General features: G+C 42.9%; 19 protein-coding genes, 1 tRNA gene and 2 pseudogenes. 9 read left to right on the top strand and 13 right to left on the bottom strand.

Features of this window, described 5'->3' with window-relative positions:
• Positions 1-15: 15 nt before the first annotated feature.
• The 3 genes from rplY to EGC80_RS13615 all read right to left on the bottom strand — a co-directional run bounded on the left by rplY (position 16) and on the right by EGC80_RS13615 (position 2,660).
• On the bottom strand, positions 16-303 hold the full coding sequence (rplY, locus tag EGC80_RS13625) for a 50S ribosomal protein L25 (RefSeq protein ID WP_101030500.1): 288 nt from the start codon (positions 301-303) through the stop codon (positions 16-18).
• Between the two features lie 116 nt (positions 304-419).
• Complete coding sequence (locus EGC80_RS13620; RefSeq protein ID WP_101030497.1) at positions 420-971, bottom strand: DUF882 domain-containing protein; 552 nt, start codon at positions 969-971, stop codon at positions 420-422.
• Positions 972-1,232: 261 nt separating this feature from the next.
• Complete coding sequence (locus tag EGC80_RS13615) at positions 1,233-2,660, bottom strand: L,D-transpeptidase family protein (RefSeq protein ID WP_124014107.1); 1,428 nt, start codon at positions 2,658-2,660, stop codon at positions 1,233-1,235.
• A 486-nt stretch (positions 2,661-3,146) separates the two neighbouring features.
• Between EGC80_RS13615 and EGC80_RS13610 the strand changes: the two genes are divergently transcribed.
• Positions 3,147-3,422 (top strand): HU family DNA-binding protein, encoded by a 276-nt coding sequence (locus EGC80_RS13610; RefSeq protein WP_101030490.1) that lies wholly within the window; start codon positions 3,147-3,149, stop codon positions 3,420-3,422.
• 872 nt (positions 3,423-4,294) lie between these two features.
• Here EGC80_RS13610 and EGC80_RS13605 read toward each other — a convergent pair.
• The 5 genes and pseudogenes from EGC80_RS13605 to tnpA form a co-directional block, all read right to left on the bottom strand.
• A tRNA-Leu gene (locus EGC80_RS13605) sits at positions 4,295-4,380 on the bottom strand.
• A 217-nt stretch (positions 4,381-4,597) separates the two neighbouring features.
• The gene (locus EGC80_RS13600; protein WP_101030488.1) at positions 4,598-4,927 is read right to left on the bottom strand and encodes a hypothetical protein; all 330 of its coding nucleotides are present in this window, start codon (positions 4,925-4,927) and stop codon (positions 4,598-4,600) included.
• 192 nt (positions 4,928-5,119) lie between these two features.
• Positions 5,120-5,992, bottom strand: a complete 873-nt coding sequence (rluB, locus tag EGC80_RS13595) for a 23S rRNA pseudouridine(2605) synthase RluB (protein WP_101030484.1) — start codon at positions 5,990-5,992, stop codon at positions 5,120-5,122.
• 280 nt (positions 5,993-6,272) lie between these two features.
• Positions 6,273-6,708, bottom strand: a pseudogene (locus tag EGC80_RS13590) (efflux RND transporter permease subunit); the annotation flags it as partial.
• Positions 6,709-6,875: 167 nt separating this feature from the next.
• A pseudogene (tnpA, locus tag EGC80_RS13585) lies at positions 6,876-7,271 on the bottom strand (IS200/IS605 family transposase).
• A gap of 37 nt (positions 7,272-7,308) precedes the next feature.
• Between tnpA and EGC80_RS13580 the strand changes: the two are divergent.
• Positions 7,309-8,535: an RNA-guided endonuclease InsQ/TnpB family protein gene (locus EGC80_RS13580; protein WP_124693487.1), complete on the top strand. Its 1,227-nt coding sequence runs from the start codon at positions 7,309-7,311 to the stop codon at positions 8,533-8,535.
• A gap of 388 nt (positions 8,536-8,923) precedes the next feature.
• Here EGC80_RS13580 and scpB read toward each other — a convergent pair whose 3' ends face one another.
• The 4 genes from scpB to rnm are packed head-to-tail and all read right to left on the bottom strand — an operon-like array spanning position 8,924 to position 12,007.
• Complete coding sequence (gene scpB / locus EGC80_RS13575; RefSeq protein WP_124014166.1) at positions 8,924-9,679, bottom strand: SMC-Scp complex subunit ScpB; 756 nt, start codon at positions 9,677-9,679, stop codon at positions 8,924-8,926.
• Positions 9,680-9,701: 22 nt separating this feature from the next.
• Positions 9,702-10,490, bottom strand: a complete 789-nt coding sequence (locus EGC80_RS13570; RefSeq protein WP_124014167.1) for a segregation and condensation protein A — start codon at positions 10,488-10,490, stop codon at positions 9,702-9,704.
• A 42-nt stretch (positions 10,491-10,532) separates the two neighbouring features.
• Positions 10,533-11,150 (bottom strand): L-threonylcarbamoyladenylate synthase, encoded by a 618-nt coding sequence (locus EGC80_RS13565; RefSeq protein WP_101030476.1) that lies wholly within the window; start codon positions 11,148-11,150, stop codon positions 10,533-10,535.
• Positions 11,147-12,007, bottom strand: a complete 861-nt coding sequence (gene rnm, locus EGC80_RS13560) for an RNase RNM (protein WP_124014168.1) — start codon at positions 12,005-12,007, stop codon at positions 11,147-11,149. The genes EGC80_RS13565 and rnm overlap by 4 nt, the downstream gene beginning before the upstream one ends.
• A 448-nt stretch (positions 12,008-12,455) precedes the next feature.
• On the opposite strand from rnm, the gene EGC80_RS13555 reads away from it, so the two are divergent.
• From EGC80_RS13555 to trpA, 6 genes are read left to right on the top strand one after another with little or no spacing between them, the layout of a single operon-like run.
• Entirely contained in the window at positions 12,456-14,027 is a 1,572-nt protein-coding gene (locus tag EGC80_RS13555) for an anthranilate synthase component 1 (protein WP_372491498.1), read from the top strand.
• A 29-nt stretch (positions 14,028-14,056) separates the two neighbouring features.
• Positions 14,057-14,659 (top strand): aminodeoxychorismate/anthranilate synthase component II, encoded by a 603-nt coding sequence (locus tag EGC80_RS13550; RefSeq protein WP_101034639.1) that lies wholly within the window; start codon positions 14,057-14,059, stop codon positions 14,657-14,659.
• Positions 14,659-15,702: an anthranilate phosphoribosyltransferase gene (trpD, locus tag EGC80_RS13545; protein WP_124014169.1), complete on the top strand. Its 1,044-nt coding sequence runs from the start codon at positions 14,659-14,661 to the stop codon at positions 15,700-15,702. Before EGC80_RS13550 ends, trpD begins: the two co-directional genes overlap by 1 nt.
• A complete protein-coding gene (trpCF, locus tag EGC80_RS13540; protein ID WP_124014170.1) occupies positions 15,695-17,098 on the top strand; it encodes a bifunctional indole-3-glycerol-phosphate synthase TrpC/phosphoribosylanthranilate isomerase TrpF in 1,404 nt (467 codons plus the stop codon). The genes trpD and trpCF overlap by 8 nt, the downstream gene beginning before the upstream one ends.
• A gap of 57 nt (positions 17,099-17,155) precedes the next feature.
• Positions 17,156-18,367 (top strand): tryptophan synthase subunit beta, encoded by a 1,212-nt coding sequence (gene trpB, locus EGC80_RS13535; protein ID WP_124014171.1) that lies wholly within the window; start codon positions 17,156-17,158, stop codon positions 18,365-18,367.
• Positions 18,360-19,163 (top strand): tryptophan synthase subunit alpha, encoded by an 804-nt coding sequence (trpA, locus tag EGC80_RS13530; protein ID WP_101030455.1) that lies wholly within the window; start codon positions 18,360-18,362, stop codon positions 19,161-19,163. The genes trpB and trpA overlap by 8 nt, the downstream gene beginning before the upstream one ends.
• A gap of 103 nt (positions 19,164-19,266) precedes the next feature.
• Here trpA and EGC80_RS13525 read toward each other — a convergent pair whose 3' ends face one another.
• Positions 19,267-21,834: a hypothetical protein gene (locus EGC80_RS13525; RefSeq protein ID WP_124014172.1), complete on the bottom strand. Its 2,568-nt coding sequence runs from the start codon at positions 21,832-21,834 to the stop codon at positions 19,267-19,269.
• A gap of 224 nt (positions 21,835-22,058) precedes the next feature.
• On the opposite strand from EGC80_RS13525, the gene EGC80_RS13520 reads away from it, so the two are divergent.
• Positions 22,059-23,360, top strand: a complete 1,302-nt coding sequence (locus tag EGC80_RS13520) for a dicarboxylate/amino acid:cation symporter (RefSeq protein WP_101030450.1) — start codon at positions 22,059-22,061, stop codon at positions 23,358-23,360.
• Positions 23,361-23,429 lie beyond the last annotated feature (69 nt).

The raw sequence follows: 23,429 nt of genomic DNA, 5'->3' as shown, positions 1-23,429 counted from the left end.
TTTTCAACTCAGCAATTAAACAAACATGAAGTCGATATGTTCAATCAATTGTTTGAATGCATGACGTTGAATAGCTTTTACACGAACGCTAACTTCTTTACCGTCTATAGAGATGGTTAAATCAGTTGTATAAAAGTCATCATTTGATTGAATATTAATGATGTCTTTGTGTGCAAACTTGATTGATATAGGCTCTTTACCTGGACCATAGATTACTGCAGGAACTTGATCTGCATGACGTAGGCGGCGGCTCGAACCTTTCCCGATTTCTGTGCGGGTTTCTGCATTGATTGTGTAAGACATTAGTCACTCACTTAATAATTAATAAAGTATGAAGGCGTCACCATTTTCGACCAACGATGACTCAAATAAAGCGCGCGGATGTTACCACAATCACCAACAGCCCACAAGCAGATTAATTAACCCCAATGCCTCACGGGGCCACAATCAACATGTACAAATCCATCGCGAGGGTAAAACCCCACCCCACCTAACTTTAGAGAAAGCGCTGCATCTCGTAAATGTTTAGTCGACACACCGGGTAAAGCAATATCCATCGCCATCCCTTTCATGTGGAAACTTTTCTTAGCAACACCGTTACTTCGCGATGCGAGCATTTGATTTGTTTTGGGTGAGCGATAAGCCGAGATAACATTAATTTCATCATGATTATCTAATGTAGTCTGTAATTTATACAAATATTCAAATAATCTTTTATCAATAGGCGCGGCGATATTTTGGCGGTGATCACGTAATACTTGATTAAATTCAATCAGTGTCTCAGATTGATATTGGCCATCAACCCAAAAACTCCCCTGACTTCTTTCACCGGTATGGAGGTTATAAAAACGTAAATCTTTAACACCATGAGTTGAACGACTTGCTTGAGCGGTATTAGGTAACAGAGTTACCACTGCGGCGCCGCTTAAGCCTAATAATAACTGCCGACGAGTTAGGCACTCTACTGTCATTTACACACCACTATAATCTACATCTTCGGGAGTTAACCATGTTATTGAACACAGTTTATGTCTAATTAATTTCTCTATAATTTAATACTGAGAATTGAACATTGAGAATTGTTGGTTTTTTGCCCAACTGGTGAGTAAATTAAACATTAATGACAATAATTGCAAGTCTGGTCATTTTATCTTGCACAGTAAATGTGCAAATAAAGACTAATCTGTGAGATAGGTCAATGCCTTAGCATAGTGATTAACTTTACTTCATTATTACTGTGTGATCACTTTATCGGTAAAAATAGCATGTTGGCCAATCAAACTCATAACGTCAACGGAATCGACATCATAAATATCATCCCGATACTGAGCCACATGTTCATCATCAACCCAAGCTCGCCAGTAAACCAAATGCACAGGTAAAGTAGCAGATAGCGCAAACCACTGAGTTTTATCGTAATTTAATTGCATTCGGTTCCAAATGCGCTTATCAATGATCAAATATCGTGCAAACCAATCCGCTAACAGTTGTACTTTTTCAATCCGCACACACCCCGATGACAAAGCCCGTTGAGATTGGCGATATAATTCAGGATTAGGCGTGTCATGTAGATATACATCTAGATCGTTCTTAAAATGGAATTTATACCGCCCTAGCGAATTAAATGTCCCCGGGCGTTGAACAACCCGATAAGGAAACCGCCCTACGGCAGCCTCCTGCCATTGCTGTGCACTTTTCTCAACTAGGTGACCTTCATAATCAAACACATCAAACTTTTTTTTAGCTAAATAATGGCCGTCTTTATGAATTAGAGGCAACACATCTTTGCGTAATATCTGTCTCGGTACTGTCCAAGTGGGATTAAGTACGATATTTGAAATATTACCCTGCATGACTGGTGTTTGCCTATACGACTTACCCACAATCACTTTCGATTGCAGTACCACTTGATTATCTTCTACTAACACCATGTTGAAAGCAGGAATATTGATCAATAAATATGGTTGAGATAATTGGCTTGAATAAGCGGTTTTTTCCACAAAACTTTTTGCCAATAAGTGGCCGCGCGCTAATGGTGTTTGATTTAACCAAAATAACGTTTTTGGCCCGATAACCGAATCAGGTGTTAAGCCGTGACGGGCTTGAAATCGTTTAACGCTTTGCGCTAGGTCTTCTTTATAGACCACTTCATCAGCAGCATACTCAATAGCGTCGCCTAGCAACCATAACCGTTGACTAATCAGTTTAATGCTTTGATGACCATCACCTAGGCGTAACAAACCACCAGGTTCAATAGCTGGCCATGATTGTGTTTGCGATAACCATATAAGTTTACGAAGGTAATTAACAACCCAAAGATAATCATCGACTTCAGGCTCTAAGCTAATATTCTTCTCAACAATACTGGCTCCTGAGTTGAGCTTATCAAAAGATAACGGCACATTTTTTTGACGCCAAAAATCAGCGACAGATAACTGAATCATATCGACAGACTCTAGTTGCTCAGATATTGTGCCCGCTTGTAGCGTCGTTAAATACTGTTCACGTTCTAATGTCGGTTCTGCAAGATACTGAAGTAAAAGGTTTTGTGTTAAGTTATCAAATTCACTTCGTGCATTCGCCGACAAAAACAGCGAAATAAATAACAGTAGCCATGCTACGCACTTATATCCCCTCACAAAGCCTAAACCACTGTTCATGTTCTTCCCCATCACACTTTTATCTCTACGCTAAGGCATACTCTTATCGCAATCAGCCTATTAATAAAGTTTAAAAATCGATATAACGGACACCGACTATTACTCAATATGGTTTCTTAATCCCATGAATAATGAAAACAACCCTTGTTAACACTCATGGGCACATTTGCAAATGACCATGAGGTGTTAGCCAAACCCGTTAACGATATTACTGCATATAAACAGCATAACGTAATGACTGAGCATACTCTTAAACCACTATTCCAGTATGGCAAATGTTGAGCAGGATTGAATAACAGATACATCTGAGCAACAAAACTTAATACCAAAGCGTTACCTTAGTGTACATATATCAAGCAACATTATAAAAAATAACCAATTAGCATGCGGTTATCATCAAGTTGCTATGAAGGTTAATCCTGAGTTGTTATAAGGGACGTTAGCGGGTACTTAAGCCAGCATTCAGATAATAACTGTGAGACTCTTATGAATAAAAAACAACTCATTCAATCAATGGCAATACAATTGGCCATCCCACAAAACCAAGTTAAGCCGCAATTAGAGCAAATTTTAGCGGTGATTCATCAAGGGCTTACTGAAGGCGAGAAGATTTACATTCCCCAATTTGGCACATTCGAACTGCGTTTTTATTTACCCAAATTAGGGCGTAATCCACAAACAGGTGAAACAATAGACATTGACGGATTTAATCAACCTAGCTTTAAAGCATCACCGGCTTTAAAAACCTTAATCAACACTTAACCGTTAAATCAAGGTGCTAGAGACTATAACTGCAGCAGTAGCGGGAAGACGGTTGAATGCTGGGCTTACTGAAGCCAACGTTAGACATTCAGAGCCTAAGTGCTAGAGTGCTAGAGTGCTAGAGTGCTTAGCAGCTAGACTATAACTGCAGCATTCAGACCTTACCCGCTCTTATAGCCGCGTAGCGAACTAGCAGGACGAAGTCCGTTCTAGTACCTAGGCTTGTTCGCTTTTATCACTCTCACCGTTCTAACGCTTGTTACCATTACAACCAAATTTCCAAATTCCAGACGTAAAAAAGCCCCAACTAATGTTGAGGCTTTTTTACACCACTCTCTATTGCTAGAGATTATAATGGTGCCCGAGGCCAGACTATTCTTGATAACAGAGAGTGGCACGCCTGATGTTCAACAAGAGCGCGGGATTTTATCTTTGACCTTACTCTTCAGCCTAAATTTCAGACATAAAAAAGCCCCAACTAATGTTGAGGCTTTTTTACACCACTCTCTATTGCTAGAGGTTATAATGGTACCCGAGGCCAGACTATTCTTGATAACAGAGAGTGGCACGCCTGATGTTCAACAAGAGCGCGAGGGATTTTATCTTTGACCTTACTCTTCAGCCTAAATTTCAGACATAAAAAAGCCCCAACTAATGTTGAGGCTTTTTTACACCACTCTCTATTGCTAGAGATTATAAAGGTGCCCGAGGCCAGACTATTCTTGATAACAGAGAGTGGCACGCCTGATGTTCAACAAGAGCGCGAGGGATTTTATCTTTGACCTTACTCTTCAGCCTAAATTTCAGACATAAAAAAGCCCCAACTAATGTTGAGGCTTTTTTACACCACTCTCTATTGCTAGAGATTATAATGGTACCCGAGGCCAGACTTGAACTGGCACGCTTATTCAGCGAGGGATTTTAAATCCCTTGTGTCTACCGATTCCACCACTCGGGCAAACTTAGTGTGCTTTGATAGAAAAACATCAACTCACTTAATTTGTTTTACATAAGATAAACTGAGCGGCTTTAGCCTCCCGCTTAACTTGAAGCACACTTTACTGATTTTTTTTGGCCAAGCAACTAAAACATTGATCACATCGAACTGAACGCTTCAAAAAACGCCAATCCGATGTAAAATCCAACAAAACAAAGTGTTTAGCACAGACATCTGATTAGTTGGCTCTCACTGGGGTTAAGCCCTTGCTACGATTAGTCACGGCTTCTTCAATCTCAAAGCCTGCTTCGCTCCACACTTGTGCTTCATCAACATTAAATGATTCTTTAGCCCAAATGGTTGCGGTGTCTAAATTGAAGTTAGCTTTTATCCAACCATCAGATTCAGCAGGTCCAAAGCCCCTTACACGCCAGTTTTGCGCTTGGGTCGAATCAAAGCCGATGGCTTTCCATTGACTAATCTCACGCTCAGACATGCCTTGCCAGCTAGGTACTGATGCACAAGCCACTAAACATAATACTAATAAACCTGACAATAATTTTTTCATAAATTCCTGATAATCAACATAAATACCACTGCACATAAATCGTCAAATTACGCATAAGAGATCGTAAATTTTGTGGATCATATCTGAGAATTTTTTTTGACAAGTAGGATAAGAAAAAATAATTGTCCGTTAAACAAACCACAAAAAAAGGCCGCATCCGCGACCTTATTCACATTAACCTAAATCAAGACATTAGCTACGCTGACGACTTGGTTTTCCATGGTTACCGACCACTTTATGCTTACGCACTGCACGGCGGATTTTAGCGCTTTTAACTTTAGAACGCGCAACACTGTGTTTGTCGGTACCTAAAATTGAACGGGTTTCAGCTTCTAAACCGGCAAGTTTACGTAAGTAGTTTACTTGGTCAATAGTCAGCTCGATCCAGCCACCACGGGGTAAGGTCTTTGGTAATTCAACCATGCCATAGCGCACGCGGATCAAACGGCTGACTTGCACTTCTTGCGATTCCCACAAACGACGGACTTCACGATTACGCCCTTCACTCAGGGTCACATGCCACCATTGGTTGATACCTTCGCCACCAGCAGGTTTGATGCTGTCAAACTTTGCTGGACCATCTTCTAAGGGCACACCATTACGTAAACGCTGTACTGCGACATCTGACACTTCACCAAAGGTACGCACAGCGTATTCACGCTCTACTTCATTCGACGGATGCATTAAACGGTTAGCTAACTCACCATCACAGGTAAATAATAGTAACCCTGAAGTGTTAATGTCTAAACGACCTACCGCAACCCAGCGAGCATCACGCACTTTAGGTAAACGTTCAAACACGGTAGTACGGCCTTCAGGATCTTTGCGCGAACAAATCTCACCTTCAGGTTTATGGTATGCCAGTACACGACAAACAATGTCATCAGCTGATTTTAATGAAATAGCGCGGCCATCGATACGTATTTTGACATCAGCCTCAACACGATCACCTAAACCAGATATTTCACCGTCAACACTAACTCGGCCTGCAGCAATCCATGCCTCCATCTCACGACGGGAGCCATGGCCTGCACGGGCCAAGACTTTCTGCAATTTTTCACTCATTAGCGGACTCTTTAAAGGATTAAATATGAAAAACAAGATGTTAATAACTCTTGTTCCATTATCTTTTTAGGATTGTACCCGCAAGGAGCGCATACAATTTAGAAAAGTGCATCGATTATACGCTGAATGGAGCTGGTGAGCAAAAAATACCAGTGTTTCTCAACTATATCAGTCATGCTTACGCAAAATTGCTGCTTTAAGTGACTTATTAACGAAGAAATGCCGCTGTTAACGAGTCACTTTAATATTAAACACTAGGGCCTAGGCTATACCTGACTAGCTACACCACTAAAGTTACTCGCGACGCAAAACCTAAACCCCAAATGATGGTTATCACCATAGAGCCCAAAAAGGCATCACTGATTAATGGGATCATCCCTAACATAGTGGTGATAGCCGCCATCATCACAGGACGAACACGGCTTACACACGGATCAAGCCGTGCAAATCCAGCGTCCTTACCTTCTTTGTGTTCAAATTGATTTGAGCAACCAATACAATGCCATTTTGATGACCATGCCAGATAGATTCGATAACTCAAACAACACCCTAAAGCTAAACAGCGCATCCAATATCAATAATCCTGCTGATACGCCAGTAATAGCCAATGGTACAGTGAACCGGGTAATTAGTGGTTGTCGCACCACATTAAACAGGAACAAGGTGCGTAAAAATATCGCTAAATAGCCTATTGGGATCAAGCTAGAGACAGCCGTTATAGAACAACACAATTCGATTTTATTTCGCTTCGCTAATGGTAAAACGTTTAGCGAAGTGCCACAGGCCTATGATGCTATGCGAGCGGTTAAGGATGATTTATCTAATCTGTCGAGAAAACCCCGTGATCCGATCGTAGCGAAAGTCGCGGGGATGAATCGATAAACTAACCTTGCTCTTGAATATATTTTCGAATTGTATCAGCGGAGGCATTGCCGACTGAGCAAGCAAAATATCCATCAGACCAAAAAGTATTCTAAAACCAAAATTGCTTTTTAAGGTTCGGATATCTACTCCAAATTAATCTGTTGGTTTGCTGCTTAATTCTTCTAACATGCTGCCCAACAGCATATCTTGGCGAAATCCTCAAAAGAATGTGTATGTGATCCCTATCTATTTCGATCTCTTCAACTGAAAAGTCAGACTTCTGCGAAATATCTAGAACAGCTCTCTTCATAAACTCGCCAACTTCACCATGTAGTAGTTGCTTTCGATATTTAACAACCAGTATTAAGTGCAGCACAATGAGATGCTTACAGTGTGAATTGGTTTGGTATTCCACTTGACTATCTCAAACTACACAGTAGTCTATACAGTATATGAAAAAAACGCTCAGATACAACTTTCGGCTCAAACCGACAGCAGAACAGGAAGCCAAACTCATTGAGTTTGGCTCATATGCTCGTGGGTTGTGGAATTTGTTGTTGTCAGAAAATCTGCGTCGTTATAGGTACGACAAAACGTTTTTGTTCTATCCAGAAATGGCAAAATTAATTAAAGAGTTAAAGGTATTCGAAGAGTTCTCTTGGTTAAAATCCTTTGATTCTGCGGCTGCACAGCAAGTGGCAAGGGATCTGGATACGGCTTTGAAAAACTCTTTTTCTAAGAGTCGGTTGCAAAAATTCCCGACGTTTAAAGTCAGTTTCAAACAGAAAAAACTGCACAATGACAGTTTTAGGTGTGTAAATAACTCGAACTGCATCCGCATCGAAAATGGCGCGATCAGCATTCCGAAAATTGGCAAAGTACCGATTGTTTTACACCGTAAATTAGTCAGTGAAATCAAGACTGTTACTATCCAACTATCACATGCTAAATGGAATGTATCGCTCACCCAAAAGGTTGAATGCAAGACCGCGAAGCGGGTCTTGCATTCAATTGTAGGCTACGACATCAACAGCCAACATACGGTTGTAGGTTCGAACGGTTGGTACGTTAAAAACCCAAAAGCTCTTAAACGTTCATCAACAAAGCTAAAGCAAATTCAAGTCCAGTTGAGCCGAAGGGAAAAAGGCTCTAGTTGCTGGCATAAAACCAAATTCCGCTTAAATACACTTCACGGAAAAATCTCACGCCAACGCCTAGCGTTCGCTCACGAAGTATCATGTTCGATAGCCAAGACCAGTGATATCATAGTGTTTGAGGATTTAAACGTGAAAGGTATGCAGCAATTTAACGGCCATATGGTGAACGATAACGTGATGGGTATGATCACTTCGCTGACTAAATACAAAGTTGAATTGAATGGCGGTATTTACCATGAAATTGGTCGGTTTGTGAAATCGACAGGCATTTGTTATCAATGCAAACACCCGCACAAGTTTGGCCTTATCGTGCGAGAATTTGCCTGCGAAAGCTGCGGTTTAGTCCAGTGCAGAGATTTAGCGGCAGCTAAGTCTATCGAGAACACAGGCGAAAATGATTTAATGGCGACTGGGATAGTCGCCAGGGTAACCCCCAAATTTCAGCAGAAAACATCGATTAAAACGAAAGTCTTTGAGCTATCAAAGTTTGGTGTGGGAACTGAGAAAAAAGAAGCAGCTTAGTCGTTAAAAGCTAGATTGCAGAAGCCCCGTGATCAGAGCGAAGCGAAGTCGCGGGGTAATTCACGTACTAACGAGTATTAAATTAGCTTACGAGGCTTCGCTTTTTGGACGAGGTATAGGTTATTTACCGCTGCGTATTTGTCAGCAAGAATTTAAACATGCCAAACGGGTGCGTTTGTTTGCTAAGTGACCACCATATATTAGCGTGTCATTTTTTGTGTATCCATCAAGATGATTTTTAAGCCTCATCGATCAGCGATTTATCGATTATATAGTAAATAATCTACCCGAAAGTGGCCGTTATCAATCACCATAGACACAGCAAAAAGTGTGTCTGTCGCCCACCGGCAATTGATAATAAAATATTATCAGAAGAGACAGCTATTGATTAATATTGAGTAGCATTATCAGCATCGCGGGAGTTTGGTTCAGCTTGTGCCTCAACCGTATCGCTATTGTCATGATGCTTGTCAGTATGACTGTCCGTTGCAACATGCTTTTCACCTAGGTCCTCCATCTGGACTAGATCAACCGCTTCATTTAGATCAACCGTCTCATCAAGCTCAACAATATCATCCATGGCTAACTGGGCTTTTTTAAATAATGCATGTAAAGAATCAACATCCGTTAACGCAGGTAAATCGGCAAGTTTTGTTACATTAAAATAATCAAGAAATGCACTGGTAGTGGCATATAACGCTGGCTTACCGGGCACTTCTTTATGGCCAACCACTTTAATCCACTGGCGATCGACCAAGCTTTTAATAATCTGGCTGCTAATAGCAACGCCTCTAATGTATTCAATATCACCACGAGTCACGGGTTGCCGATAGGCAATAACGGCCAAGGTTTCAAGTGTAGCCCGCGAATATTTAGGGGCTTTTTCTTGCCACAGTGGTTGTAGATAAGGACTGAGTATTTCTTGAGTTTGGAAGCGATAGCCGCTAGCTACTTTAACCAGTTGTACACCACGTTCTTGATAATCTTGTTGTAATTCATCGAGCGTTTCCTGAATACGCGTCCTCGACACACTAAAATCAGCGAGTACGGTTTCTTTGATGGCTTTTACCGACAACGGCTTAGCTAAGACAAATAAACTGGCTTCTATGAGTTGTTTTAGTTGAATAGGATTAATTGGCTTCATGGATCTCTTCGAATATCGTTAATTAATACGCTTTTACATAAATTGGCGAAAACGGTTCATTTTGCACTAACTCAACTAATAATTCTTTAACCAGCTCCATTAATGCCAAAAAACTCACCACCACACCGGCTCGACCTTCACTCACATCGAACAAGCACTCAAAACCAATGTATTCAGTACTGGATAACTTGGTTAAAATTTGACTCATACGTTCGCGCGTGGATAACTGTTCGCGCTTAACATGGTGATCTTCGTTGGCATCAATCCGTTTGAGCACTTCCCCAAAGGCACGAGCAATGTCTACAAGTGAAACCTCTGGTGGCACCGTCACCGGTTTAATATCGGGAGCTGCGCTAACAGATGCCTGAAACACATCTCGTTCAATACGCGGTAGCACATCAATATCGGCTGCCGCTTGCTTGATCACCTCATAAGCCTTTAATTGCCTAATAAGTACCACACGGGGATCTTCTTCCTCATCGTCTTCCGTCGCCATTTTGGGCAACAGCAAACGTGACTTAATTTCAGCCAACGTTGCGGCCATGACCAGGTAATCGGCTGCCAGCTCAATCCGCGCTTCGGTGAGGATCTCAATATAGAGTAAATATTGTTGGGTAATTTGTTGGATGGGTAAATCAACCACATCCAATTTTTGTTTGCGGATCAAATAGAGTAACAAATCCAGTGGGCCTTCGAAGGTTTCAAGAAACACTTCTAGGGCTTCCGGCGGAATAAACAAGTCCAATGGCATGCTATCAAGAACTTGACCACGAACCACTGCCAATGGCAGGCTTTGCTGACTGCCTTGCATGTTTATCCTTGACGATTTATCAACGGGGGTTTCCCTCGTTTATTAAAATGTGCTGGTATCGCCAGCGCCTTGACGTAAAATAACCATCTCATCTTCAGACATATCAATTACTGTCGTTTGATTTTCAGGTAAATAACCACCGTGAATAATGCCATCGACTAGATGATCTAAAATATCACGAATATGCTCAGGATCTGACTCGGCAATTTGCTCATTGGGCATCACCAAACTCGTGGTCATCATAGGTTCATCTAATGCCTCAAGCAACGCCAGCGCAATGACATTATTAGGAACACGAATACCTATGGTGCGTTTTTTGTCACATTGTAAACGACGAGGTACTTCTTTGGTCGCTTTAAAGATAAACGTGTAAGGGCCAGGCGTACAACTTTTCAATAAACGATATGCTTGATTATCAACACGGGCAAAATTGGCCAGTTCAGATAAATCACGGCACATTAATGAAAAGTTTGTATCGTTTTCAATCTGGCGAATACGCGCCATACGCGTCATGGCGTTTTTCTCACCAATCATACAACCTAATGCATAACCCGAGTCTGTTGGATAAACAATGACCCCACCTTGTTTAAGAATCGCTACCACTTGATTAATTAACCGTGCTTGTGGGTTTTCGTCATGGATATAAAAAAATTGACTCATGCTCTTTCCGTCCAATATTGTGATTGCCAAACCCATTCCACACCTTGTGGTTGGAATAAGTTTTTACCTAGCTCGATCCAATTGCTGGGGAAATGAAAGTCGCTCCCCACTGAAGCAAGTAGGTTATTTTGCTTACTTAATGCGATAAGATTATTACGGTCGTCCAACGTTTGTTGGCCTAAAATAACTTCAATCGCATCGCCACCAGCCTCTGCAAATTCACGCACTAAGCGCTTAAGCCATTTGGCCGATAATTTGTAACCGCTAGGGTGCGCTAATACAGCAACGCCACCCGCTTGATGAATATGCTCTATGGCATTGGCCATGTCGCCCCAATTATTGGGTACATAACCTGTTTTACCGCGTGCTAAGAAGCGTTTGAACACGCTCGGCATATCTGATGCGTGGCCATTGTCGGCTAACCATCTAGCATAATGGCCACGACTCAACGCCGCATCGCCAGCAATAGCTTTTGCACCGTCATAGGCGCCTTCTATCCCAGCCTTAGCTAAACGTTCGCCAATTTCTTGGGCGCGCACTTCACGCAATTGCCGTTGGTGAGTTAAAAAACCCAACAATCCAGAGTGAGTAATGTCCAAGTTTAATCCGACGATATGAATATCAAAACTATTCCAACGAGTCGAAATTTCACAACCATTAATTAATAATAATGGTGTGGCATGGCTTTGATTAGCAAGATGAGCTTCTGCTAACCCTGCGACAGTATCATGATCAGTAATTGCAAACATCTCAACGCCTTTTTCAATAGCGCGAGTGAGTAATTCTGTTGGTGTTAATTGACCGTCTGATGCGGTCGTGTGGCTGTGAAGATCGGCCAAGAGAGTCTCTGTAATCATGTGCTTATTGTACAAGAGTAGCGATAAGAATACTGCTTGGATTTATGAATAAATAATACCAATTGATGAATTCTTTAAGTATAAGTTAGCTGAAGTGCTCAATAAATAAACGAGATTTATCCTGATTGTCATTTTTTGACGACTTTTGAGAAATATTCAATTGACATTAATCTCCAGTTGGGTTTTCCTATAGACATTAAACACAGTTACAACACAGCGATTAACAATGACATACTCTTTAGCTTCATTAAACATTACTTGGTGGTGGCACTTCCCAAATTAACGGGTGGTGTGAAGCTTTGAGCTCATTTTTAAGAGACAAGATTTTACCAGAAAGCCCGCAGAGATGTGGGCTTTTTTGTTATTTGGCTCATTCGATTTTATCACTCGGGTTACACAAGATTAAAGGCCAACAGATGATAAACACAATGACACAGGGAGCGGCCACATAGTGACTACAATCGTGACGACACCAAACCAACTCGCTCAGGTTACGACGCAAAAGCAGACGTTAACCTACCATACGGATCCACTAAAACTTTATCAGCAAGTGACCCATAACGCGCCGCATACCATGCTATTAGAGTCAGCTGAGGTCGAAAGTAAAGACCATTTAAAAAGTATTGTGTTAACCCATGCCGCGATGATGATCCGTTGCGATGGTTATCAACTCACCTTTAGTGCATTGACTCACAATGGCGCCGCGCTGTTAACGCCCATTGCCGGTTTTTTTGGTGATGCACAGCAACAACGCGACAATGAGACACTAATAGTCACGCTGCAAAAGGCCACCGAGTTACAAGACGAAGATGCGCGCTTAAAGTCAACATCTCCGCTTGATGGCTTAAGAATGTTTATCAAACACATTCAAACCAATAATCCGCTACAGTTTGAAGATTTATTTTTAGGGGGCGTATTAGCATATGACTTAATTGATACCGTCGAGCCACTCCCCGCGGCGCCCAACGCAAATAATGACTGTCCCGACTACTTATTCTATCTTGCGGAAACACTTATTTTAATTGACCATCAAACCCAACAAGCGGAGATTGTCAGTCATCAATTTGGTCAAGATAACATAATTGCACAACAGCTCGCTCAGCAACTGCAACACGTCATACAACAATGCGCCGAATTAGACGATATTGCTCCCTTTGCGCCAGTAGCAGCCGACGCAGAAGTCAACATCACCGACCAACAATTTAAGCAAACCGTTATTGATTTAAAAGAACATATTGTCGCCGGTGATATTTTTCAAGTAGTGCCATCTCGATGCTTTAGCTTACCTTGTCCTAATACATTAGGGGCTTACCGGGCTTTACGCTTAACCAATCCAAGTCCGTATATGTTCTATTTTAGAGGCCCAGACTTCACTTTATTTGGCGCCTCGCCAGAAAGTGCCTTGAAATATGATGCTGCCAGTAATCAAGTTGAAGTGTATCCCATAGCCGGCACTCGTCAGCGCGGTAAAAATGCCCAAGGTGAGATTGATGTTGACTTAGACAGCCGCATAGAACTTGAGCTGCGTTTAGATAAGAAAGAATTGTCAGAACATTTAATGCTGGTCGATTTAGCCCGTAATGACATCGCCCGCATCAGTCAAAGCGGAAGCCGTAAAGTCACCGAACTATTAAAAGTCGATCGTTACTCGCACGTTATGCATTTAGTTAGCCGTGTCACTGGCCAATTACGAGAGGATTTAGATGCCTTACATGCTTATCAAGCATGTATGAACATGGGCACCTTAGTGGGTGCGCCAAAAGTGCGTGCATCACAATTAGTGCGTCAAGCAGAACAAGCTCGTCGTGGCAGTTATGGCGGCGCGGTCGGTTACCTCAATGGTCTGGGCGACATGGACACCTGCATTGTTATCCGCTCCGCCTTTGTTAAACATGATATTGCCCATATACAAGCGGGTGCTGGGGTGGTGTTTGATTCAGATCCACAAGCAGAAGCCGATGAAACGCGTCAAAAAGCCCAAGCGGTGATTTCGGCGATCAAAATGGGAGGTGGACTATGAGCACAACAACCCCACAAGCGACTATCCGGATGAAGTTATATTTACTCGATAATTTTGACTCATTCACCTACAACTTAGTGGATCAATTCCGCAGCCTTGGCTGTGAGGTGATCATTTATCGTAATGATGTCAGTGCCGATTATGTTGCAGAAAAACTGATCAATGAAACCGGTAAAGCCGCATTAGTGCTATCGCCTGGCCCTGGCGCGCCTCACGAAGCAGGCTGCATGATGGAACTCATTGGTAAAGTCGCCGGTAAAGTCCCGATGCTTGGCATTTGTTTAGGTCATCAAGCCATGGTCGAATATTATGGCGGCAAAGTTGAACGCGCGCCGTTTGTGGTCCACGGCAAAGCCAGTCCAACCTTCCATAATGGTGAAGGCGTATTTGCTAATTTACCCTCACCTTTGCCCGTTGCCCGTTACCACAGTTTAGTGGCAACAAAGGTGCCAGACTGCTTGAAAATCATTGCTACCACCGATGAGATGCCAATGGCAATATTGCACCCACAACATCAAGCAATCGGATTTCAATTTCATCCAGAATCGATTTTAACCACTTTAGGTAGCCAGTTACTGACGCAAACATTGGCGTATTTAACCCAAGAGCATACTTTTACCGGAGGCGCATAGTGGATAACCTACAAGCTTTATTCGACCGCCTTTACCAAGGTAGCGCGTTAACTCGCGAACAAATGGCGCAAGTTTTTAGCGCTCTTATTCAAGGTGAGATGCAGCCAGCAGCCATGGCAGGTATGTTGGTGGCGCTGAAAATGCGCGGCGAAACCATTGACGAAATAGCCGGAGCCGCTGATGCTTTACGACAAGCAGCCAAACCATTCCCGCGCAGTGACGCCTCTAAACACAGCGGCATTGTTGATATTGTCGGTACCGGTGGTGATGGCCATAACACCATTAATATTTCAACCACTGCCGCTTTTGTTGCCGCAGCAGCAGGCGCTAAGGTAGCAAAACACGGTAACCGTAGCGTATCAAGTAAGTCAGGTTCATCTGACTTATTGTCCCATTGCGGTATTACGCTCACCATGGCGCCAGATGCGGCAAGCCAGTGTTTAGATAAGCTTGGCTTATGTTTCTTATTTGCGCCCCATTACCATGGCGGAGTTAAACATGCCGTGCCCGTTAGACAAGCCTTAAAAACCCGTACCATTTTTAATGTGCTCGGCCCGTTAATTAACCCTGCAAACCCAGAGTTTATGTTGCTAGGAGTTTACAAACTTGGACTGATCGAGCCTATCGCACACGTGCTTCATGCCCTCGGGGTTAAACGCGCCATGGTGGTGTATGGCAGTGGCTTAGATGAAGTCGCATTGCATGACAATACTCATGTGGCAGAACTAAAAGACGGCGTGGTGCGTACTTACCAACTTAGCCCTGAAGATCTTGGTGTTAACCGCGCAGGTATAGCGCAGTTAACCGGTGGCGAACCGGCTGAAAATGCCTTAATCACCCAAGCCATTTTACAAGGCAAAGGTCTACCCGCTCATCGAGATGCTGTCGCAATTAACGCTGGTTGTGCTTTGTACATCAGCGGCATTTGCGACTCAGTTCAAGCGGGTACTCAGCTAGCACTAGCGACACTTGCCAGTGGTGCAGCCTTTACCTTATTAATCGAACTAGCTGCCGCGAGCCAAGCTGGAGAAAACCATGAGTAAGCCAGAAAGTAATGTGTTAACCCGCATCATTGAAACTAAAGTGGCGCATATCGCCGCGCTTAAACTGCGTTTCCCAGAAGCCAGTTTACAGCCTAAAATATCTGACCGTAGCTTATATGACGCCCTCAAAGCGCCTAATGCTCAGTTCATTTTTGAATGTAAAAAGGCCAGCCCCTCAAAAGGACTGATCCGTCAAGACTTTGATGTTGAAGCCATCGCAGATATTTATACTCACTACGCCGCTGGCATCTCAGTGCTCACCGATGAACAGTTTTTCCAAGGTGACATGGACTACATTCCCAAAGTCCGCGCCAGAGTGACTCAGCCGATTATCTGTAAAGACTTCTTTGTCGACCCTTATCAAGTAAAATTGGCTGCCCACCAAGGTGCTGATGCCATTTTACTCATGCTGTCAGTGCTTGATGATGAACAATATCGTTTATTAGCTAACGAAGCGGCAAAGTATCAATTAGATACCTTAACCGAAGTGAGTAACCAAGCTGAATTGGTTAGAGCCATTGATCTAAATGCACCGATCATTGGTATTAACAACCGTAATTTACGCGACTTAAGCACTGATCTTGCAACCACCGAATTATTAGCTCCGCAGATCCCTGCCGACAGAGTGGTGATTAGCGAATCAGGTATTTACAACCACCAACAAGTCCGCCGCCTAAATCCCTTGGTTGACGGCTACCTTGTTGGTAGTTCAATTATGGCGCAAGACGATATTGATTTAGCTTGCAGACAGCTTATTTTTGGTCACAATAAAGTCTGCGGTTTGACCCAAATTGACGATATTAAAGCAGCAGCCAAAGCTGGTGCAGTATTGGGTGGATTAATTTTTCATCCCAAATCACCAAGAGCGGTTACCCCGGCTCAAGCCAATGATTTAGTAGAACAAATGCAACAGCGTAATATTGGATTAAATATGGTGGGTGTATTTGTTAATCATCCCATTGCCGATATCGCCTTGTTAGCTCAAACGCTTAATCTTTATGCGGTGCAATTGCACGGCAATGAAACAGAACTTGAAATCAACGAGCTAAGAGCATTACTTAATCATCAGCAACTGAATACTCAAATTTGGAAAGCGGTCTCTATTGACAGTAACACCGGCGAGATGAGTGCAAAGCCTGCTGGCGCCGATCGTTATTTATACGACAGCAAGTCAGCACAACAATTTGGCGGTACAGGTCAAACATTCAATTGGCAAACCTGCATCATAGATAAACAACAGGCGATGTTGGCGGGAGGATTAACCCCAAACAATGTTTATCTCGCCAGCCAGCAAGGATTTTATGGGGTCGACCTAAATTCAGGAGTAGAATCTAGCCCTGGCCATAAAGACCACCAACAACTGATTGCCGCCTTTGCACAATTACGCCTTAATTAGCGAGCAGTTGCGAACAATTTATTGACATTATTACACTATGATTCATTGGGAAATTTTATGACCAAGCTCAAGCTTAACCCTTATTTCGGCGAATATGGCGGTATGTACGTACCACAAATTTTAGTCCCTGCATTAAAACAACTTGAAACAGCCTTTATCGATGCGCAACAAGATGAAAGCTTTATCGCTGAATTTACCGACTTGTTAAAAAACTATGCCGGACGCCCAACGGCGCTAACACTTACCCGTAATTTAAGTCCGAACCCTTTGGTGAAAATTTACCTGAAGCGTGAGGATTTGCTTCACGGTGGCGCCCATAAAACCAACCAGGTATTGGGTCAAGCGCTGTTAGCTAAGCGTATGGGCAAAAAAGAAATCATCGCTGAAACAGGCGCAGGACAACACGGCGTAGCCACTGCCCTAGCCTGTGCCCTTTTAGGCTTAAAATGTAGAGTCTATATGGGCGCCAAGGACATTGAACGTCAATCGCCGAATGTATTTCGGATGAAATTAATGGGCGCTGAAGTTATTCCGGTTACCTCAGGTTCATCAACCCTAAAAGATGCTTGCAACGAAGCCATGCGCGATTGGTCAGGCAGCTATGATAAAGCGCATTACTTGCTGGGTACTGCAGCCGGGCCGCATCCATTCCCGACAATTGTGCGAGAATTCCAACGTATGATCGGTGAAGAAACTAAAAAACAAATTCTTGAAAAGGAAGGACGCTTACCCGATGCCGTTATTGCTTGCGTCGGCGGCGGTTCAAATGCTATTGGCATGTTTGCCGATTTTATTGATGAACCGTCAGTAGAATTGATTGGTGTGGAACCCGCTGGTAAAGGTCTCGATACCGCTATGCACGGCGCGCCGCTTAAACACGGTAAAACCGGTATTTTCTTTGGGATGAAGTCACCCTTAATGCAAAACAGCGACGGTCAAGTTGAAGAGTCTTATTCTGTTTCTGCTGGGCTTGATTTCCCATCGGTTGGTCCACAACATGCACATTTGAATGCCATTGGTCGTGCACGCTATGAATCAGCAACTGATGATGAAGCACTGGATATGTTCCAAAAACTCGCGCGATGCGAAGGGATTATCCCCGCATTAGAATCTGCCCACGCTCTTGCCTATGCGGTACGCATGGCCGAAGAAGCCACTAAAGAAACGATTTTAGTGGTTAATCTATCTGGGCGTGGCGACAAGGATATATTCACTGTGGCAGATATTTTAGAGGCCAAACAAAAACAACAGGAGAGCGGCAATGAGTAACCGTTATCAAGCAACATTTGCTGCACTAAAAAAACAACACAGAGGCGCGTTTGTTCCTTTTGTCACCATTGGCGATCCGAGCCCTGAATTATCGTTGAAAATTATCCAGACCTTAGTTGATAATGGCGCTGATGCGCTTGAATTAGGCTTTCCTTTTTCAGATCCATTAGCCGATGGCCCCGTCATACAAGGCGCAAATTTACGCTCATTGGCTGCAGGCACTAAACAAAGTGATTGTTTTGACATCATCACCAAAGTACGGGCGCAATACCCAGATCTGCCTATCGGATTATTGTTGTATGCCAACTTAGTTTTTGCCAATGGTATCGATGCATTTTATGCCAAAGCACAAGCTGCCGGTGTGGATTCAGTGTTAATTGCCGACGTGCCAGTTGAAGAATCTGAACCCTTTAGTCAAGCCGCAAAAGCACATGCTATTGCACCAATCTTTATCGCTCCGCCAAATGCTGACTCTGACACCCTAAAACTGGTCAGTGAACAAGGTGAAGGTTATACCTACCTATTATCACGTGCCGGCGTCACGGGTACTGAGTCAAAAGCCGGTGAGCCAATTGAAAATATTCTCACACAACTCGTCGAGTTTAATGCCCCACCGCCACTATTAGGGTTTGGTATTGCCGAACCAGAACAAGTGCGCGCCGCCATCAAGGCTGGCGCCGCGGGGGCAATTTCAGGTTCTGCGGTGGTTAAAATTATTGCCGCTCATCAACACGATGAAGTCACATTACTAGCAAAAATGGCTGAATTTACCGTTGCAATGAAAGCGGCAACCTAGAAGTATTTATAATTGGTATTATCAACAAAAACAAAAAAGGCGCTTTAAGCGCCTTTTTTAATGGGTGTTCCCTAACGCAATGGTTAGAGTCACTATCAATCGATTATAGAATGGTCACACCGATTGATACCACTTGGGTGATTAAACCATTTGGTGATTCCACTTCAACAATAAAGACCCCTGTATTAGGTTCATCTTCACCTTTTAGCGTTGTGCTGAACTGACGTCCACCATTGTAGTTAGAACTTGGCCAAGTAAATTCGCTGGTGCTGACAACAGAACCGGCAGAGGTCTTGAATCTCACAATCGAACCCGCGGGCATTTGCTGATTATGTAAATCAGAAATCGTGAACATTGCCGTAGCAGAACCTTTACCCTCGATAGTGATACTACCGCCAGTATGAGTTCCAGTACTGTCTACAATATCGATACCTGAAGGTCGAGTTGCAAAAGCAGCACTTCCAGACATCACCATGACTATACTACGGCGTACAAATAGTGACTTAGCATCTGTGATTCCATCTGCACAGTACATTTCAATATCAGATGCTGTATTTACTGCACTTGGATCATTTTTATTGTATGAAGCGAGTTCTTTAGCACACAGCACACCATTGTAGTGTTTATCTGCTGTATCAAACTGACCATTGGTATTGAAATCAATCAATTCTTCTAAATCACCACCATCTAAACCTGTTAATGAAGGATCTTTAGGATCAGGATTAAAGACAGTATCTTCATTATAATCATTAAAGGCATCGTCTAAATCAAAGCGCTGACCTGTAACATCTACCTGTTTCAAAAACTCTTCTCTTTCAGCTTCATACGAAGGATCAAAACGGCCATTACCATTTAAGTCGGGGAAGGACTCTTCACCAATCGCGGTTGCCGTAATAGTCGCTCGACCACCGTATTTTTGGCCATAAAAATTGCCATAAACGATGTTCGCATTAGCACAAGCATTGTCTTCAGAACCATCACTTAGGTTGTAACATTTTAAATTAGCTTGGGGATCGTTATTTTGTTGGCCTAATCCATTAAAAAGTACAAAGCCTTCAGGTCGAGGAAGCTGACTTGTCCAAGAGACCGAACACGCACCTTTTACTGTTTGACATGCATCTTCAATAGAGCCACCTTCAGTGGTAAAAGATACTGTCGTCCCATCGGGTACAGGGTTGTTAAACGCATCGGCCATCCGAGCAGTAACCTTGACAACCGTCCCGTCTAGATCCCAACCTTCAGCATTAAGTACTTCAGCCGATAACGAAAAACTGTCTTGGTCAGGAATACCCGTTGATATAATCAACTGACTTGATTGGCTAGAAATAGCAGGGATTGAGCCATTATCTACCGTCGCGGTAACACGCAGTGATGTTGCAACAGTACCGGTAGTGACGACAGTTTGTACCACACCGCTGTTATCGGTTGTGGCTTGCAATGGATCAATTTTGACGCCACCAATAGTAGTGTTGAGTTTAAAAATCACATTTTGGTTGGTAACCACATTGCTATTTTTATCGAGCACTTTAAATTTAACCACTGATGATTCATCACCTCCAGTGCCTAAAATACTAATGTTTTGAGGAGCGGCTGATACAAACACAATACTACCGACATCAGCCTGCAGTACATTAATAGTCCCTGCAGCAGATAAACTTATTCCACCCGCATTGGCTGTTACATTGATTTGATCTTCACCAACACAACCTTGAGCACGATACGTTGAGGTTGCAACCCCATTGCTTGATGAAACTGGCGAGCTAATCACGGCTTGCGCTGGACTTTTTGTCGCACATGTTGAAGAGAAGTTCACATCAACAGGTTGGGTAAAAGGATTGCCTTGATCATCTTGAATCAGCACTGAAATCGTTGCAGTCCCACCCGCAGAAAGATCTGTTGCACTAACCGCCGCCACACCTTGAACAAAAGGTGTGCCACTGCCCATGACAACATCGGTCGCACCAACGACAACAATTGTTGAACCGATTTCATTAGTCGAGAGCGATGCCGTGGCTTCTCCAGCGCCTAAAGAACTGCCTGCATAGATATCGACTGTCGCTTTGCCTTGTGCATTGGTGACGGCCGTTTTAACCGGTAAATCACCTATCGGGCTATCAAAGGTCACAATTACCGCCTTAGAAAGCCCACTAACGGTCGCCGTTAATTTGCCTGGTGATAATGTGTTAATCGATTGTATTGCGTTACCGTCTTCATCGGTTAGTACCAATGAGACTTGGGCACCACCACCTGCTACGCCACCGTCACCGGCCATAGTCACGTTAAGCGAATTAGTCTCGCCAGATGTAATGGTCGCACTAATGGTTGCGCCAGAGTTTATTGCCGCAGAATTTAACTGTACAGTAGCAACACCATCAGCATTAGTTGCAACTTCACCCGTACCGGGAGAAAAGGTGCCGTATTCAGCATTATTTAATGAAAAAGAAACTAAAGTGCTAATAGCTGCACCCGTTGAGTCTTTCACTATTGCGGTAATAACCGCAGGTTCAGCAACTGAAATTTGATCATTGTCGATACTTAACGCAATAGATATAGTCGGATCAGGAGTGGTCCCATCTCCGGTTCCATCATCGGTTATACCGCCACCACCGCCACATGCGACGATAAAAAATGTACATAAAAGTGCTAAATAAACTTTATATGCTGACTTCATTGTCAGGCTCCCTGTTACATTAAGGTAAAACTTAAGAATTATTATAGTTTGTTATAGATTAACAATACGCAGACATCGTGTAACCTTAGCATAACTCTACTATTTTCTTCGCTACTTATCCGCTAAAACTTTCACTTTAAGACCATTTCCTAAGTTATCAATTCCTGCTAGTCTTTAGCGCATTAAATAAAGGCATAAAATAATATGATTAGAAGGAACACTCTGTGAGTAAACAACTTAAGCTCGGGCTCACGAGCAAAATTTTAATAGGTATGGCTGCAGGCATTATTTTAGGCCTGTTGTTGAGGAATGTGTTTCCAGATAGTCAATTCATTGAAGAATACATTACTAATGGTTTTTTACATGTGATCGGCACGATCTTTATTTCGAGTTTAAAAATGCTCGTTGTTCCATTAGTGTTCGTTTCACTAGTGTGTGGAACAAGTTCGTTAAGTGATCCCTCTAAATTAGGTCGCTTAGGGGGCAAAACCATTGCCTTTTATTTATTCACCACAGCAATCGCGCTCTCCATCGCGATTTTAGCCGCGGTAATTATTCACCCTGGTAATGCAAGTCTGGCAAATAATGCGCTAGAATTTACGGTTAAAGATGCACCTAGTTTGTCTGAGGTACTGATTAATATCGTCCCCACAAACCCAATGCGAGCCATGAGCGAAGGCAATATGCTGCAGATCATCATCTTTGCGGTAATTTTTGGATTTGCTATCGCGCATATCGGTGATAAAGGCTCTCGTGTTGCATCATTTTTTAACGATTTAAATGATGTGATCATGCGAGTCGTGACATTAATTATGCAATTGGCGCCTTATGGTGTTTTCGCATTAATGGCCAAACTGAGTTTAACCCTAGGATTAGAAACCTTCGGCAGCGTAGTCAAATACTTCTTCTTAGTGGTAGCAGTGCTATTTATACAAGGGCTTGTTGTTTACCCTACTCTACTAAAACTATTTTCAGGCCTCAGTCCGTTAATGTTTTTGCGTAAAATTCGCAATGTGCAACTGTTTGCATTTAGTACTGCAAGTTCTAATGCAACATTACCCGTTACCATTGAAACCGCCGAACACCGAATGGGTGTCGACAATAAAATTGCCTCTTTTACGCTGCCACTAGGTGCCACACTCAACATGGATGGCACCGCCATTATGCAAGGTGTTGCAACGGTATTTATTGCCCAAGTATATGGTATTGACCTTAGCATCATGGATTATGCCACGGTCGTGCTCACGGCTACACTGGCCTCTATCGGTACGGCGGGTGTGCCTGGTGTAGGCCTTATTATGCTGGCATTGGTATTAAACCAAGTAGGTTTGCCGGTTGAAGGTATTGCCTTGATTATTGGTGTCGACAGAATGCTAGACATGATCCGCACTGCGGTGAATGTAACGGGTGATGCTGTGGCTACCGTCATCATTGCTAAATCTGAGGGTGAATTTAACGAAGAAATATTCAATAATTCACAAGCAGGTAAAAAGTTTGAAGAGCAAGTGCTTAATGACAAAAATTAACGCATAGCTTTCGTTATATAAAAAAGCGCTAATTTAGCGCTTTTTTATTATCTTTTTTCAGCATAAATA

The sequence above is a fragment of the Shewanella psychromarinicola genome (assembly GCF_003855155.1).
In the GTDB taxonomy this organism is placed as follows: domain Bacteria; phylum Pseudomonadota; class Gammaproteobacteria; order Enterobacterales; family Shewanellaceae; genus Shewanella; species Shewanella psychromarinicola.
This window is presented reverse-complemented; position numbering and strand designations above follow the sequence as displayed.